This window comes from Streptomyces afghaniensis, from assembly GCF_044327915.1.
In the GTDB taxonomy this organism is placed as follows: Bacteria; Actinomycetota; Actinomycetes; order Streptomycetales; family Streptomycetaceae; genus Streptomyces; species Streptomyces afghaniensis.
In genome coordinates, this window is record NZ_JBIRGJ010000003.1 from 460,308 (window position 1) to 474,479 (window position 14,172).

At 71.9% G+C, this 14,172-nt stretch carries 12 protein-coding genes; 4 read left to right on the forward strand and 8 right to left on the reverse strand.

Annotation, left to right across the window (positions count from 1 at the left end; genetic code table 11):
• Window positions 1-66: 66 nt before the first annotated feature.
• Complete coding sequence (locus ACH4G3_RS12465; protein ID WP_397624415.1) at window positions 67-1,308, forward strand: sensor histidine kinase; 1,242 nt, start codon at window positions 67-69, stop codon at window positions 1,306-1,308.
• Window positions 1,305-1,982 carry a response regulator gene (locus ACH4G3_RS12470; RefSeq protein ID WP_397624416.1) on the forward strand — a complete coding sequence of 226 codons (678 nt, stop codon included), beginning with the start codon at window positions 1,305-1,307 and terminating at the stop codon, window positions 1,980-1,982. Before ACH4G3_RS12465 ends, ACH4G3_RS12470 begins: the two co-directional genes overlap by 4 nt.
• A gap of 9 nt (window positions 1,983-1,991) precedes the next feature.
• On the opposite strand, the gene ACH4G3_RS12475 is transcribed toward ACH4G3_RS12470, so the two are convergent.
• The 3 genes from ACH4G3_RS12475 to ACH4G3_RS12485 form a co-directional block, all read right to left on the reverse strand.
• Window positions 1,992-2,861 carry an LLM class flavin-dependent oxidoreductase gene (locus ACH4G3_RS12475; RefSeq protein ID WP_397624417.1) on the reverse strand — a complete coding sequence of 290 codons (870 nt, stop codon included), beginning with the start codon at window positions 2,859-2,861 and terminating at the stop codon, window positions 1,992-1,994.
• A 61-nt stretch (window positions 2,862-2,922) separates the two neighbouring features.
• Window positions 2,923-4,176, reverse strand: a complete 1,254-nt coding sequence (locus ACH4G3_RS12480; protein WP_397624418.1) for a hypothetical protein — start codon at window positions 4,174-4,176, stop codon at window positions 2,923-2,925.
• A 150-nt stretch (window positions 4,177-4,326) separates the two neighbouring features.
• Window positions 4,327-5,319, reverse strand: coding sequence for a LacI family DNA-binding transcriptional regulator (locus tag ACH4G3_RS12485; protein WP_397624419.1), 993 nt, complete (start codon window positions 5,317-5,319; stop codon window positions 4,327-4,329).
• A 313-nt stretch (window positions 5,320-5,632) separates the two neighbouring features.
• Here ACH4G3_RS12485 and ACH4G3_RS12490 point away from each other — a divergent pair, with 313 nt between their 5' ends.
• Window positions 5,633-7,690, forward strand: coding sequence for an RICIN domain-containing protein (locus ACH4G3_RS12490; protein ID WP_397624420.1), 2,058 nt, complete (start codon window positions 5,633-5,635; stop codon window positions 7,688-7,690).
• A gap of 95 nt (window positions 7,691-7,785) precedes the next feature.
• Here the strand turns inward: ACH4G3_RS12490 and ACH4G3_RS12495 are convergent, their stop codons facing one another.
• The 3 genes from ACH4G3_RS12495 to ACH4G3_RS12505 all read right to left on the reverse strand — a co-directional run bounded on the left by ACH4G3_RS12495 (window position 7,786) and on the right by ACH4G3_RS12505 (window position 10,225).
• A complete protein-coding gene (locus ACH4G3_RS12495; RefSeq protein ID WP_397624421.1) occupies window positions 7,786-8,463 on the reverse strand; it encodes a 2-phosphosulfolactate phosphatase in 678 nt (225 codons plus the stop codon).
• Window positions 8,464-8,546: 83 nt separating this feature from the next.
• Window positions 8,547-9,464, reverse strand: coding sequence for an amidohydrolase family protein (locus ACH4G3_RS12500; RefSeq protein ID WP_397624422.1), 918 nt, complete (start codon window positions 9,462-9,464; stop codon window positions 8,547-8,549).
• A 254-nt stretch (window positions 9,465-9,718) separates the two neighbouring features.
• Window positions 9,719-10,225 carry a hypothetical protein gene (locus tag ACH4G3_RS12505; protein WP_397624423.1) on the reverse strand — a complete coding sequence of 169 codons (507 nt, stop codon included), beginning with the start codon at window positions 10,223-10,225 and terminating at the stop codon, window positions 9,719-9,721.
• A 106-nt stretch (window positions 10,226-10,331) separates the two neighbouring features.
• On the opposite strand from ACH4G3_RS12505, the gene ACH4G3_RS12510 reads away from it, so the two are divergent.
• On the forward strand, window positions 10,332-11,714 hold the full coding sequence (locus ACH4G3_RS12510; protein WP_397624424.1) for an AfsR/SARP family transcriptional regulator: 1,383 nt from the start codon (window positions 10,332-10,334) through the stop codon (window positions 11,712-11,714).
• An 81-nt stretch (window positions 11,715-11,795) separates the two neighbouring features.
• Here ACH4G3_RS12510 and ACH4G3_RS12515 read toward each other — a convergent pair whose 3' ends face one another.
• Complete coding sequence (locus ACH4G3_RS12515) at window positions 11,796-13,076, reverse strand: serine hydrolase domain-containing protein (RefSeq protein ID WP_397624425.1); 1,281 nt, start codon at window positions 13,074-13,076, stop codon at window positions 11,796-11,798.
• Between the two features lie 92 nt (window positions 13,077-13,168).
• Entirely contained in the window at window positions 13,169-14,137 is a 969-nt protein-coding gene (pip, locus tag ACH4G3_RS12520) for a prolyl aminopeptidase (protein ID WP_397624426.1), read from the reverse strand.
• Window positions 14,138-14,172 lie beyond the last annotated feature (35 nt).

Sequence of the window (14,172 nt, forward strand, 5' to 3'; positions counted from 1 at the left end):
TCGTCCGGCCTCCGGATCAACCCGTACGGTGACGCGGGCCGGACCCCTCCGGCCGACAATGTGGGGATGCGTCAGTCGTCCCTGCGCCCCACCGCCTGGCCGCGCTCCCCCCGCTACCCGTACGTCAGTGGCGCCCTGCTGGTCGTCCTGGCCGCGGCCGAGGTCCTGCACTCCCGCATCACCTCGATGACGGTCCTGGCCACCCTGCCCCTCGTGGTGCTCCCCCTGCTCTGGCGGCGGCGCGAGCCCCGCATCGGGCTCCTGGTGGTACCGGCGGCACTGCTGAACTTCCTCTTCCGCCCGGAGCTGCTGATGACGGTGGCGGTGGCCGGGGTCATGGGCCTCTACACGCTCGCCCGCCACCGCGTCCTGCACCCCGCGCTGCTCAGCGCGGCCGCGATCACCGGCTCGCTGCTGGTCAACGTGGGCCATGTGGTGATGGGCGTGTACGACCTCGGCGGCCGGGCGCCCGCCGTCGGCGCCGACGGCTCGCTGTCGTACTTCACGGAGTCGTTCGTCCTCGCCGTGGGCGTGGTGGCGACGGTCGGTGTCGCGGACGCCACCCGCAGCCGGGAGGAGTCCCGGCAGGCGCGCGAGGCGGCCCAGCGGGAACTGATCGCCATGGAGCGCAGGCATGCCGCGGCCCAGGAACGAGCAGCCATAGCACGGGAGTTGCACGACATAGTGGCGCACTCGGTGTCCGTGATCGCCGTCCAGGCGGAGAGCGCCACGTACACCACACCCGACCTGTCCCCGCCCGCGCGCGACGGCTTCCAGCAGATCGCCTCGTCGGCCCGCTCCGCACTGACCGAGCTGCGCCGGCTGCTGAGCGTGCTGCGCGCGGACGAGGCAGGAGCCGAGGAGGCGGCACCCGTCGTACCGCAGCCGACACTCGACTCCCTGGGGGCGCTGCTGGAAGCCCACCGGTCGGGCGGCGGAGAGGTCACCCTGCACACGGCGGGCACCCGACCCGCGGTACTCCCGCCCTCCCTCGAACTCACGGTCTACCGCATCGTCCAGGAGGCCTTGACCAACGCCCGCCGCCACGCACGGGGCGCCGCCGTCGACATCCGCCTCACGTACGAAGAGGACGAAGTCCGCCTGCGTATCACCGACGACGGTCCAGGCCCCCGCACACCCCGACTCGACACGGGCGGGCACGGGTTGAGCGGCATGCGGGAGCGTGCGAACCTACTCGGCGGACGTCTGACCTGCGGGCCCGCCGGTCCCGGGGGCGGTTTCCTGATCGAGGCCGAACTCCCGGTGCGGGCCGGCGCGAAGAGCTTCGCGGAGGGTGTGTACGAGTGACGGCGGGGGACCCGATACGGGCGATCGTGGCCGACGACCAGGCGGTGGTGCGCACGGGGTTCGTGAACCTGCTCTCCACCCAGGACGACATCGACGTCGTGGGCGAGGCGGAGGACGGCGAACAGGCCGTCGCCCTCGCCCTGGACCACCGGCCGGACGTGGCCCTGCTGGACATCAGGATGCCCAAGCTGGACGGCATCCAGGCCGCGCGCACGATCCTGAGGGAGACCGACGGCGCCACCAAGGCCCTGATGCTCACCACGTTCGACCTCGACCAGTACGTCTTCGACGCGCTGGCGGCCGGTGCCAGCGGCTTCCTCCTGAAGGACGCGACCTTCCCCGAACTCCTCCACGCCGTACGGGTGGTGGCCGCCGGTGACGCCATGCTGGCCCCCGGCATCACCCGCCGCCTCATCGCCGAGTTCGCCCCCCGCCGCCCCGTCACGGCCCCCAAGTCCCTCCTCGACCGCCTCACCGCCCGCGAGGTGGAGGTCCTCCTCCTCATCGCCCAGGGCCTCTCCAACGCGGACATCGGCGAACGCCTGACCATCACCGACCACACGGTCAAGACCCACATCAACCGCCTGTTCACCAAGCTGGGACTCCGCGACCGGGCCCAGGCGGTGATCGTGGCGTACGAGGCGGGGCTGGTGACGCCGGGGGAGAGCCGCTGAGGTCGCGCGCTACAAGTGCGGCGGGCCCTGCTCGATCCGGCGCAGCACCGGTTCGAGCCGGTCGATCGCCTCGCTGGTCTGGATCTGCCGCTCGTCCCACCAGGTGGCTCCCGCCTCGGCCAACGGCCCGATCACATCGCGGGTCCTGGCCGCGTCACCGCCCGGCGTGGCACCGCCGAGGACGATCTCGAAGGGAGCGTCGGGCAGGCTGTCCCCGCGCTGCTTACGGACATAGGCGACGAGGTCACGGACCTGATCGACGGGCGGCACGTGACCGTGCCGGGCATCGGTGAACAGGGGGACCACACCGTCCCAGCGGGCGGCCCGGCGCATGGGAGGGCGGTTCGGCCAGAATCCGGCGACCCAGACCGGCGGCCGAGGACGTTGCACCGTGGCCGGCAGCAACGTCACGTCCCGTACCCGGTAGTGCCGTCCGTCGTGGTGCACCGGCTCGCCCGACCAGTAACGCACGAGCAGCTCCAGGCCGTCGTCCAGCCGCTCGGCCAGCACCTTGGGGTCCGTGGTGTCGCCGAAACTCGCGTACTCGTCCTCGATGGGCCCGCCCAGCCCCGCGCCGAACGTGACCCGACCGCCGCTCACGGCATCCAGGGTCGCCACCTGACGGGCAAGCTGCTGCGGACGCCGCCGGGCGACCGGCGTGACCAGCGTGCCCAGCCTGATCCGGGACGTCGCCAGCGCGGCGGCGGTCAACAGCATCCAGGGATCCCCGAAAGGCCTGCTCTCGTGCTTGCGGTGCAGCACGTGGTCCCAGACGAACAGCCCGTCCCAGCCTGCCTCTTCCGCCGCCACGGCCACCTTCGCCACGGTTCTGGGGTCGGCGAAGTCACCGAAGTTCGGGATGTTGATCGAGAAGCGCATCCGCGCATCGTCCTGTACGGCACCGGCGTGGGCAACGGATCATTCAGCCAGACGCGCGACGCTATGTGTACTCGGCGGAGATGGGGCCGAGGACGGTCCAGCCCCCGTTCCCGGCCGGCCACCGCTCCAGCCAGATGTCGTGTCCAAAACTGAGCGTGTAGCTGTCCCCGGGCGGGCCGCCCACCTCGAACCAGCCCGAAAGGCCGCGCACGATCTGCCCGTCGAGGCTCGTCTGAAGCGCCGAGGCCACCTGCTCCGGGTCGGACGGCACGGTTCCGCGGCCGTCGACCCACACGGTCCGGTACACCCGGATCAGCGTCTGCGCCGCCTCGTACTCCTCCAAGGCGCCGGGCCCGTCGGGCAGCCGCTGGAAATGCGGGCAGTGCTCCGTGTCGCCGGTGAAGCAGTCCTCGGCTCGTACGGCGCCTGGCCCGGCCGTGCTGACGCGGTACAGAGTGATGCCGTCCGGGACCCGGCCCGGATCCTCGCGCTCCGCCCTCACGCAGGTGTTGAGCACCCCGGGGGCGTACAGCACGGGGCCGCGGAAGCCGACGCGGGCCAGGGCCCGCAGGTCGTCGGTGAGAGAGGAGCGCGAGCCGGCGAGATACACCGCGTCGCCGCGCCCGCCGGAAAGGGCCGAGCGCAGTTCCGGGGCGGACATCCGGCCCGGCCTGTCGATGTGCACCGCCGTCGGGGGCAGGCGCGGGCCGTCCCACTCCGGGCCGGGCTCGCCCTTCCCCAGTTGCTCCGCCTCAGCGGCGTCGGATCCGTAGGCGCCGAAGACGACGAGCTGCTGCGTGCGGTGCTTCTTGCCCACGTAGGCCCGTACCTGCCAGCCCACTTCGGTGATGTCCGGAGCGACGGTCCACTGGAAGTTGCGGCTGAGCCCGGGCGGGTTCTCCCAACGGCAGGTCCCGACCACCGGCACCTGCGCGCCGAGTGCGTCCGTGCCGTCCAGGCCGGGGTCGTCCGCGATGGCCGCCACGAGCCGCGGATGGTCCCGCCGCAGCGTGTCGAGCGTCAGGCCGTCCCCCGGGGCCACGCCGACGAACTCCAGCGGCAGCTCGCCCTCCGCCTTGTTCCTGCGCAGCAGCTCACGCAGCTCGGCGAGCGCGACACGGGCCGCACCGGCACGGTCCTGGCCGACGCCGCGCGTGACGACGGCGATCGTGAAGGGCCCCGTCCCCTTCGCCCCGCCCGTGCCCTGTGTGTCCGTGCCCTGTGTGCCCAACGGCCCCTGGGTGACTCCGAGAACGACGAGCACCGAGGCCACCGCGCCTGCGAGCAGATACGCCAGCACCCGACTTCGGCTCATACCGCACGACAGTACGGGCGGAACGTCCGCCTCGGCAGGGTCTGTCAGGAATCGGTCTCTGCCGGCAGACCGGCTTCGGTACGGTCGGTACGGGAATACGGCCACCCGCCTTCTCACCGGAACCACAGGGCCGCCCCGCCGCGGCCGGGCTCACGCCCGAGTGCCCGGCGCCCCCGTGCTCTCCCGCCGCACCAGCCGCGTGGGCACCAGCGTCGTCCCGTGCTCCTCGCCGTCCTGCCGCATCTTGCTCAGGACGCCCTCCACGCACAGCCGTCCCACCTCGGCGAAGTCCTGGTGGATGGTCGTCAGGGGCGGGAGGAAGGACGCGGACTCGGGGATGTCGTCGAAGCCGATGACGCTGATGTCGCCGGGGACGCGCAGGCCGCGTTCGTGCAGGGCCCGGAGCAGGCCCAGGGCCATCTGGTCGTTGGCCGCGAACACCGCCGTGCAGTCCGGCTCGTCGGCCAGCCGCAGCCCGGCCCGGTAGCCGGACTCGGCCGACCAGTCGCCCCGGACCAGGGGCGGCGGGACGCGGCCGGCCGCCGTCAGCGTGTCACGCCAGGCGTTGGCACGGCGCTGGGCGGCGAAGGAGCCCTCGGGACCGGCCAGGTGCCACACCGTCTCGTGGCCGAGGTCCAGGAGGTGCCGTACGGCGTCCCGCGCGCCGCCCGCCTGGTCGGTGTCGACCACCGTGTAGCGGTCGCCGGCGTCCGAGTCGGCCACCACGACCTGCACGCCGGGCGGGAGCGAGACCGTCACCGCGTCCAGCAGGTGGATCTCCATGATGACGATGACGGCGTCCACGGCGAGTTCTCCGAGGCGGGAGAAGGCGCCGTTCACCTCGTCCTGGGTGGGGACGGCGACGGGCAGCAGCGTGACGGCGTAGCCGTGCTGGGCCGCGGAGGTGGCGATGGCCTCCAGGGTGCGGATGTTGCCCATGGTGGAGAGGGAGAAGGTGATCACGCCGAGGGTACGGAACTCGCCGCGCTTGAGCGCCCGGGCGGCACTGTTGGGGCGGTAGCCCAGCTCCCGCATCGCGGCCAGGACCTGGCGGCGGGTGTCCTCGGTGACGCCCGGGAAGCCGTTGGAGACGCGGGAGACCGTCTGGGAGGAGACGCCGGCGAGCTGCGCGACGTCGGCCATGGAGGCGCCCTGGCGCGGACGGGCCGGACGCCTTCTCGTACGGCTCGTGCCCTGCGGTTCTCCCGCACCGTCCACTGTGCCCACCTGCCCCTCGCTCCCCTCGTCGCGCAGCCGGCGCGAATTTCGGTCCGGAACGACTCCTTGACCCCTGAGATTCGGACAGTGTAGACATCCCGCCAGTGGATGTTTACGTAAACATTGCCTAGTCGAAATCGTACGAGAAGCCGCCGAATCCGTACCAGTCGCACCACGTAGGCCCCGATCTCTGCGTCCGCCGGGACGTGCGGCACGCAGAAGAGCTGGAGTACTCGAGATGGCACACCGCACCCGTAAGAGAAGGCTCCTCGGGGCCATCGGCGTCACCTTGGCGACCGGGGCCGTCCTGGCCACCGCCGCCCTGCCCGCCGCGCACGCCGAGACGGCGGCTGCCGAGGCCGCCGCGGCCGGGGTCACCGTCCGGCCCGACCCCTCGTACTCGGGGGAGAAGTTCGAGGGCTGGGGCACGAGCCTGGTCTGGTTCGCCAACGCCACCGGCGACTACCCGCCCGCGATCCGCGAGAAGCTCTACAAGCTCCTCTTCGGCGACGAGGGCCTCGCCCTGAACATCGCCCGCTACAACATCGGCGGCGGCAACGCCCCGGACGTCAAGGACTACCTGCGCGCGGGCGGCGCGGTCGAGGGCTGGTGGAAGGCCCCGGCGGGCACCACCCGCGAGGACGTCGACTGGTGGGACGCGGACGACCCCGCCGACTGGAACAAGAACGCCGACAAGACGCAGCGCTGGTGGGTCGACCGCATCAAGAAGGACATCACCCACTGGGAGACCTTCAGCAACTCCCCGCCCTGGTTCATGACCGAGAGCGGCTACGTCTCCGGCAACTTCGACGCGGGCAAGGACCAGCTGAAGCCGGAGTCCGTCGAGGACTTCGCCAAGTACCTGGTGGGCGCCACCGAGCGGCTGGAGAAGGCGCACGGCATCAAGGTCGACACGCTCGACCCGTTCAACGAGCCGAACACCAACTACTGGGGCACCAAGCTCGGCCCGGACGGCGAGCCGACCGGCGGTCGCCAGGAGGGCGCCCACATGGGCCCCGAGCTCCAGCAGAAGGTGCTGCGCGCGCTCGCCCCGGTCCTGGAGAAGTCGAGGAGCGGCGCGGAGATATCCGCGATGGACGAGACCAACCCGGGCACCTTCGCCACCAACTGGAACTCCTACCCCCAGGAGGTCCGTGACCTGGTCGCCCAGATGAACGTCCACACCTACGGCACCGGCCAGCGCACCACCGTCCGCGACCTCGCCAAGGCCGCCGACAAGCCGCTGTGGATGAGCGAGGTCGAGGGCGACTGGGGCGACGGCCAGAGCTTCACGGACATGCGGCCCGGCCTCGGCCTCGCCCAGCGCATCGTGGACGACCTGCGGGAACTGGAGCCCAAGGCGTGGGTGTTCTGGCAGCCCGTCGAGGACTACGACAACATGAAGCCGGGCGGTGAGTCCGCCAAGGGCGGCAACTGGGGCGAGATCCAGCTCCCGTTCAGCTGCACCTCGAAGGACACCCTGGAGTCCTGCCCGATCTACACCAACACCAAGTTCGACACGGCCCGCAACTTCACGCACTTCATCAAGCCCGGCGACCGGCTGATCAAGACCGACGACACGTCCAGCACCGCGGCGGTCTCCCGCAAGGGCGACGCGGCGACGGTCGTCCACGTCAACAGCGCGACCGAGTCCCGTGAGGTCACCCTCGACCTGTCGAAGTTCGGCCGGGTCTCCTCGCACGCCACCGTCACCCCGGTCGTGACCAGCGCCGACGGCAAGCTGGAGAAGCAGAAGGCGGTCCGGGTCTCCGGCAAGCAGGCCACGGTCACCGTGCCCGCCCAGTCGGTGACGTCCTTCCTCGTGAAGGGTGTCTCCGGTGTCGCCAAGGACGCGGCCGAGCTGAAGAAGGGCCACACCTACCGGCTGACCGGCGTCCAGAGCGGCAAGGACCTCACCATCGCCGGCAACGGCACGGGCCTGGTCATCAAGAGCGCCGACGCCGCCGACCCGAGCGGTCAGCAGTGGCGGGTCGAGCAGATCCGCGGCGAGGACAACCGCAAGCGGTACGTGTTCACGGAGACCGCCACCGACAAGCGCCTGGCCGTCCGCGACGGCGCCCTGGTCGCCGAGCCGGACGAGGGCCGCCGTGACAAGGCCGCCGAGTGGATCATGTCCTCGACCGGTGACGGCACCTGGACCCTTGTCAACGCCGCCACGGGCCAGCTCCCGGACGTCGGGGGCCAGTCCACGAACGAAGGCGCCCCGGTCGGCGTCTGGCAGCCGAACTCCGGCTCCAACCAGCGCTGGAAGGTCACGGACGTGACGGGCAGCTGACGCCCCGCGTCCCGCGCGCCCCTTTCACGACGCCCTCGGCCTGCCGCACCCCGTGGTGACGGCGGGGCCGGGGGCGTCGTGCCGGAGTGTGTGGTTCACGGCACCGCAACGGGGCGGAGCACCGTCAGGGACTCTTCCCGGCGAGCCACCATCGCGAAGGAGAACCGGTCGATTTCCAGGCAGAGATCGACATCGTCCGGGTGGAATCCACTCCGCAGCCCACCGGCGAGGTCCGCCGCGGCACGAGAATTCCTCGCACGGTGGAGATACGGATCCGCCTCGACATCGCCTCCGGCCATACATCGACCGATGTATTCGGCGCAGGCCAGGTCCTCGTCGGCGCGGCCACCCTCGCCGGTGACGACGAACGTCACCGGACCGGAGTCCCTGGCCCGCAGGAACCGCGCGGTCGGGCCGGCCACCACGAAGCTCGCGCACAGGACCAGCGGCGCATCCGCGACGGCCAGCGCGCCCACGGTTCCTGCCGTCGTCTTCTGCACCAGCGTGCGGCCGGCGAAATCACGTGACCTGAGCAGGCCGGGTGAGTTCACCGCGTCGAAGCCCGCCGCCGGAGCTCCGTCCTTCAGAGCCAGCCAGCCCGTGTGGCGCTCCTTCAAGGCAAGTGCCTCACTCTCCGTTTCAGCCAGGACGATCCTCTCGACGCCACGCGAGAAGGCCCAGGCAGCCACGGTGAAGGCACGCATGACGTCGATGACGACCGCGACACGGGGAACGCCGGTCAACTCCGGTATGCCGACGAAGTGATGGTCCATCGCGCCATTCTCAGGCCCTGGAGCATCGGAAGCTCACGATTTTCCGTCAGAGGCTCAACTCCGTCAGAGGCTCAACAAGGAAGTCACAGCCCGAACAGCCCTGCCGCGTTGTCGTGGCACACCGCCCGCAGCCAGTCCGCTCCCAGGTCCAGCCGTTCCAGGGCGTGGAGCTGGTGCACGTACGGATAGGGGATGTTGGGGAAGTCGGAGCCGAGCAGGACGCGGTCGCCGAGTCCGGCCAGCCGGGGCAGGGCCCGGCGGGGGAACGGCATGAAGCCTTCGCTGAAGTCGGTGAACGCCATCGTCGTGTCCAGCCGGACCTCCCCGTACCGCTCGGCCAGGCCGAAGAACTCCTCGTACTCGGGCATCCCCATGTGCGCGACGACCAGCCGCAGCCGGGGGTGCCGCGCCAGCACACGGGCGATCGGCTCGGGGCCGGTGTGCTTGCCGGGCGCGGGCCCGGAGCCGCAGTGGATCACGACGGGGATCCCGGCCTCGGCCAGCAGCCCCCACGCCGGCCGGAGCAGCTCGTCGGCGGGGTCGTACGCCCCCACCTGCACATGCGCCTTGAAGACCCGCGCACCCGCCTCGACGGCCTCCCGGACGTACGCCTCGACGCCCGGCTCGGGGTAGAGGGTCGCGGTGTGCAGACAGTCGGGTGTGCGGCGGGCGAAGTCGACCGCCCAGCCGTTCAGCCAGCGGGCCATGCCCGGCTTGTGCGGATACAGCATGGCGGTGAAGGCCCGCACCCCGAACTCCCGCAGGATGTCCGCCCGTTCCGCCTCCTCCTGCCGGTAGGTGATCGGCCACTCCAGCCCGCCGGTCATCGCCCCGAGCGCGTCGAAGTAGTCCCACACCTTGTGCAGCACCCGCTCGGGCATGAAGTGCGTGTGCACGTCGATCAGCCCGGGAAGCCCGAGCCGTCCCCAGAAACGACGGACCTCGTCCGCTTCCGTACCCGGACCGGCGGGGTCGACCGGCGCCACACGGTGATCATCCATGCAGCCCACGATCGGCCCGGGCGAGGCGGCCGGTCCACTCCCTTGCACGGGAGAGCGGTGAGGGATCCGTCACGGGGGCCTCCTGGTGCGCGGGCGGGGCGTCACGACCGCGTCCGTCTCTCCTCGCGGGTCGTCACTCCAACGGCGCAGAGGTCGAGGGCCTGCGGCGGCCACCGGCACTCCTCAGCGACTTGAAGGCTTCGCCCTCAGGCTCTCTGAGCCTGTCCTGTCGATCGTCGGGAGGGCAGGCCCGTTCAGTCGATGTGCGCGCACAGGTCGTCCGTCGTCCCGTGCAGGAGGCGTACGGACTTGTATCCGGTGGGGCTGATGTCCATCGTGTAGACGCCGTCGACGAGGTACAGGCCGCGCGGCAGACTCCCCTGGTCCTGGCCGACCCCGACGAGCACCGGTCCGTGCACGGCCCACAGCTGGGAGCCGTCGGGCCGGTGCTCGACGACGGCCGAGCCGCTCGCGTCGGCGTCGTAGGAGGCGCCGGTCTCGGTGTTCGTGACACGGACGACCAGATCGCCCTGGTACGCGACCCGCCGCACGGAGCCGTCGGGGTAGGTGCTCAGCACGCGCCGCACCACCTCGTCGACGACCGGCTCGCCGTGGACGGGGAAGTCGCACCGCGCACCGGCGCCGACGTCCCACGGCGCGGAGGGTGCCGGTTCCCAGCCCTGCGCCGGCTCCGCGGACGCGGGCCGCGTCCCGACGAGCACGGCGGCAAGTGCCAGCGTGGTGAGAGCTGTTCGGCGCATGGTTCTCCCTGGGCAGAGACGGGTGGAAGGAAGGGCGTGCGCCAGTCTCTCCCCGGCCTCTGACCAAAGCCTGACCATCGGCCTGCCGTTAGGCTGCCGGACAGCCATGGAGTTCCAACTGCTCGGTCCGTTCGCCGCCCGCCACGAGGGACGGCAGGTCCTGGTGGGCAGCCGCCGCCAGGAGCGGTGCCTGCTGGCGGTCCTGCTGCTGCACGCGGGCCGCGCGGTCACGACGGACCGCCTCATCGACCTGCTGTGGGACGACGAGCCGCCCGCCGCCGCCCGCGCGACCGTCCACACCTACGTCGGCCGCCTGCGTGCCGCGCTCAGGCCGCACGGGGTGTCCGTCGAGACCCGGCACGACGGTTACGCCGTGGAGCAGGGCCCTCATACGATCGACGCCCAGCAGTTCGCCGGGCTCGTCGGGCAGGCGGCGGACTCCGCTGATCCCGCGGAGCGGATCCGCCTGTACGACCGGGCCCTCGGGCTCTGGCGCGGCCCGCTGCTCGCGGACGTGGCCGACGAACGGCTGCGCACCCGCCTCGGCGGCACACTGGGCGAACTGCGCCTGTCCGCCGTGGAGCGGCGAGCCGAGACCCAGCTCGCCATGGGTCTGCACGACCGTGTCGTGGCGGACCTGACGCCGCTGCTGGAAGAGCATCCGACTCGTGAACGGCTGGTCGGCGCCCAGATGACCGCCCTCTACCGCGCGGGCCGCCAGGCCGACGCCCTCCGGCTCTATCGCAGCACGCGTACGACTCTGGCGACCGAACTCGGTGTCGAACCGAACGGCGAACTCCGCACCCTGCACGAGCGCGTGCTGCGCGCCGACCCCCGGCTCGACCGGCCCCCGGGCCCCGTCTACGCGGTGCGGGTCGGCGACCAGTGGCTGCCGTGGAGTACGAGCGGACACCCCGCGCTGGAGTTCTGCAACACCTACGCCGGGTGGGGCGGGGAGCCGCTGCCCGGGTCGGAGTGGCTGCGCGGCTACGTCACGCTCGCCGTATGGGCCGGCCACCTCGACCTGATCGAGGACCGGCAGGTCACCCGGCTGCGGGAACAGGCCCTGCGGCAGCCGGCCGAGGCCGCCGCCGTCCTCGACGAGGCCCGGCGGCTGCGTACGGACCTGTACGCCTGTCTGACCGATCCGCGGGACGGCCGGGCGTTCAAGGCGGTGGCCGGGGCGGTGGAGGACGCCGCGCGGCTGTCGGTCTTCACGCGTGGCGAGGACGGTCTCGGACGCTGGCAGACCTCGCCCGCCGCCGGACTGCGCCTGCCCGTCTGCGCGGTGGCCCGCAGCGCGGGCGAACTGCTCGCCGACCCGCGGCGCTTCACCGTCCGCGGCTGCCCCAGCCGGGACTGCGGCTGGCTGTTCCTCGACGAGAGCGGGCGGCGCCGGTGGTGCAGTCTGGCGACGTGTGGTGCCAAGCGGTCGGCCGGGGCCGGTGACAGTGCTTCGCTCCAGACCGTTGACCGTCCAGTGAGGTGAGCGGTGCGGCCGGTCGATCGGCGGGTCGGTGCGGTCGGCCGGCCGGTTGGCGGACCGGTGCGGTCGGCCGGCCGGCGGGTCTCAGGGGCCACTCCGGCAGAACTCGGTCGCGACGGCGGCGTCCTCGAGTCGCTGCTCGCCCCAGTCGCCGTTGCGGTTCATGGTCATGACCTGCCGACCGTCCGCCGAGGCGAGGGTGCGGGTCGCGGAGCCGGGGATCATGCCGCCGTGCCCCCAGGCCCAGCAGCCCTCCGCGAGCCGGAAGTGCCGTAGGCCCAGCCCGTAGAGGTCCTGCGGGCCGCCATGGCCCTTGTCCCCGTCGACGGGCACGGCGTCGAGCAGTTGCCGCTGCTGTGCGGGCGGCAGCAGGTCACCGGCCAGCAGCCGGGACAGGAAGGTGTTCACATCACCCACGGTCGAGATCATCTGCCCCGCGGAGAAGGCGACCGTGGGACTGAACTCGGTGACATCGCGCACCCTCGCCTGGGGCCCGTCCTCGAAGAGCGTCGAGTAGTGCCGCGCGTGGGGTGAGGGCAGTTCGGGCGCGGTGCCCGGCACGCTCGTACCGCGCAGACCGAGTGGCCGTATGACGAGCCGCTCGACGGCACGGGCGTAGCTGCCGTCCGTGGCCTTCTCTACGACCATGCCGGCCAGGACGTAGTTGGTGTCCGAGTAGTCCCACCTGCCGGGGCGGCCGGGCCTGCTGCCCTGCTCGGGCTGGAAGTTCGGCGGGTGGGTGAGCGCGACGTCCACCAGTGCCCGTGGGGACCACCTGGCGTACCGGTTCCGGTCGAACTCGTCGCCCGCGTACTTGGCCCGGAAGCCGGCGTCCATGTTGTAGTCGAAGATCCCGCTCGTGTGGTTGAGCAGGTGCCGCACGGTGATGTGCCGGGGGCGGTACCCGTTGCCGCGCACCACGCCCGGCAGCCACTTGGCCACGCTGTCGTCCAGCGACAGCTTTCCCTCGGCTTCGAGCTTGAGCAGCACGGTGGCGGTGAAGGTCTTGGTCACGCTGGCGATACGGAACCTGTCGTGGGTGCTCCGCGGCCGCTCGCAGCCGAGCTTCCGGACACCGGCCCGGCCGTCCCACACTCCGTGCCGGTCGCGGACCTGGGCGATGACGCCGGGGGTGCCCTGCGCAACGATCTCGTTCAGCACGGCCTGGGTGGTGGCATGGGCGGCCTGGCCCTCCGGCGGTAATCGGTCCGGCGGACGGTGGGCCGGACCGGCACCGGCGGAGGCGGCGACGGCGAGCGTGACCATGCCGACGAGGGCGGCGAGGAGGACGAGGGGTCGACGGGCTGACTGCTGCTGCCTGGAGTGGCGGTGGTGGTCTCGCTGTCGGTTTCGGTTTCGGGTCATGGGAACAGCTCATCAAGGGCCGTATCCGCACACCATCGGGAACGTCCCGGAAAGGGATCAGGGACCGGACGCGGAACGCTCCGGGACCTGCCCTAGGCCGTGCCGACCGGCCGGAACCGGTCCGTGGCCGCCAGCACGGCCTCCGTCGTGGCATCACCCGACAGCCCGTGCCCCTCTTCGCCGATCAGCACGAGGTCCGCGTCCGGCCACACCTGGGCCAGCCGCCACGCCACGTCCGCAGGCCCGCTGATGTCCATCCGCCCGTGGATCAGCACGCCGGGGATGCCGGCGAGCTTCCCGGCGTCGCGGATCAGCGCCCCGTCCGCCAGGAAGCCGGCGTGCCGCCAGTAGTGCGTGACGAGGCGGGCGAAGCGCAGCCGGAAGTGCGGGTCCTCGAAACGGGGATCGGGCCGGTGCCCGGGGTGTGTGGACACGTGCACGTCCTCCCACCGGCACCACTCCCGCGCCGCCCGCTCCCGTACGGCCGGATCCGGGTCGGCGAGCATCCGGGCGTACGCGTCCACCAGACTGCCGTCGCGCTCCCCCTCCGGGACGGCGTCGCGGAACCGGGCCCACTCCTCGGGGAAGATCCGGCCCATGTCCCGCGTGACCCACTCCACCTCGCGGCGGGTGGTGTTGGTGACGCTGAAGAGGACCAGCTCGGATACGTGTCCGGGGTGCTGCTCGGCGTAGGCCAGCGCGAGGGTCACGCCCCAGGAGCCGCCCATGACGAGCCATTCCCCGATGCCGAGGTGCCGCCGGAGCAGCTCGATGTCGGCGATCAGGTGGGGGGTCGTGTTGGCGTCGAGCGAGGTGCTCGGATCGGCGGCGTCGGGTGTGCTGCGCCCGCACCCGCGCTGGTCGAAGAGCACGACGCGGTACGCCGCCGGGTCGAACAGCCGACGCCAGAACGGCCCCGCCCCGGAGCCGGGCCCGCCATGGAGTACGAGGGCAGGCTTGCCCGCCGGATTCCCGCAGCTCTCCCAGTACACGCGGTTGCCGTCGCCGACATCGAGCATGCCGTGCTCGTACGGCTCGACGGGGGGATGGAGCTCGGGCATGCGCGACGCACTCTCCTCGACCCTCGACTCTCCGC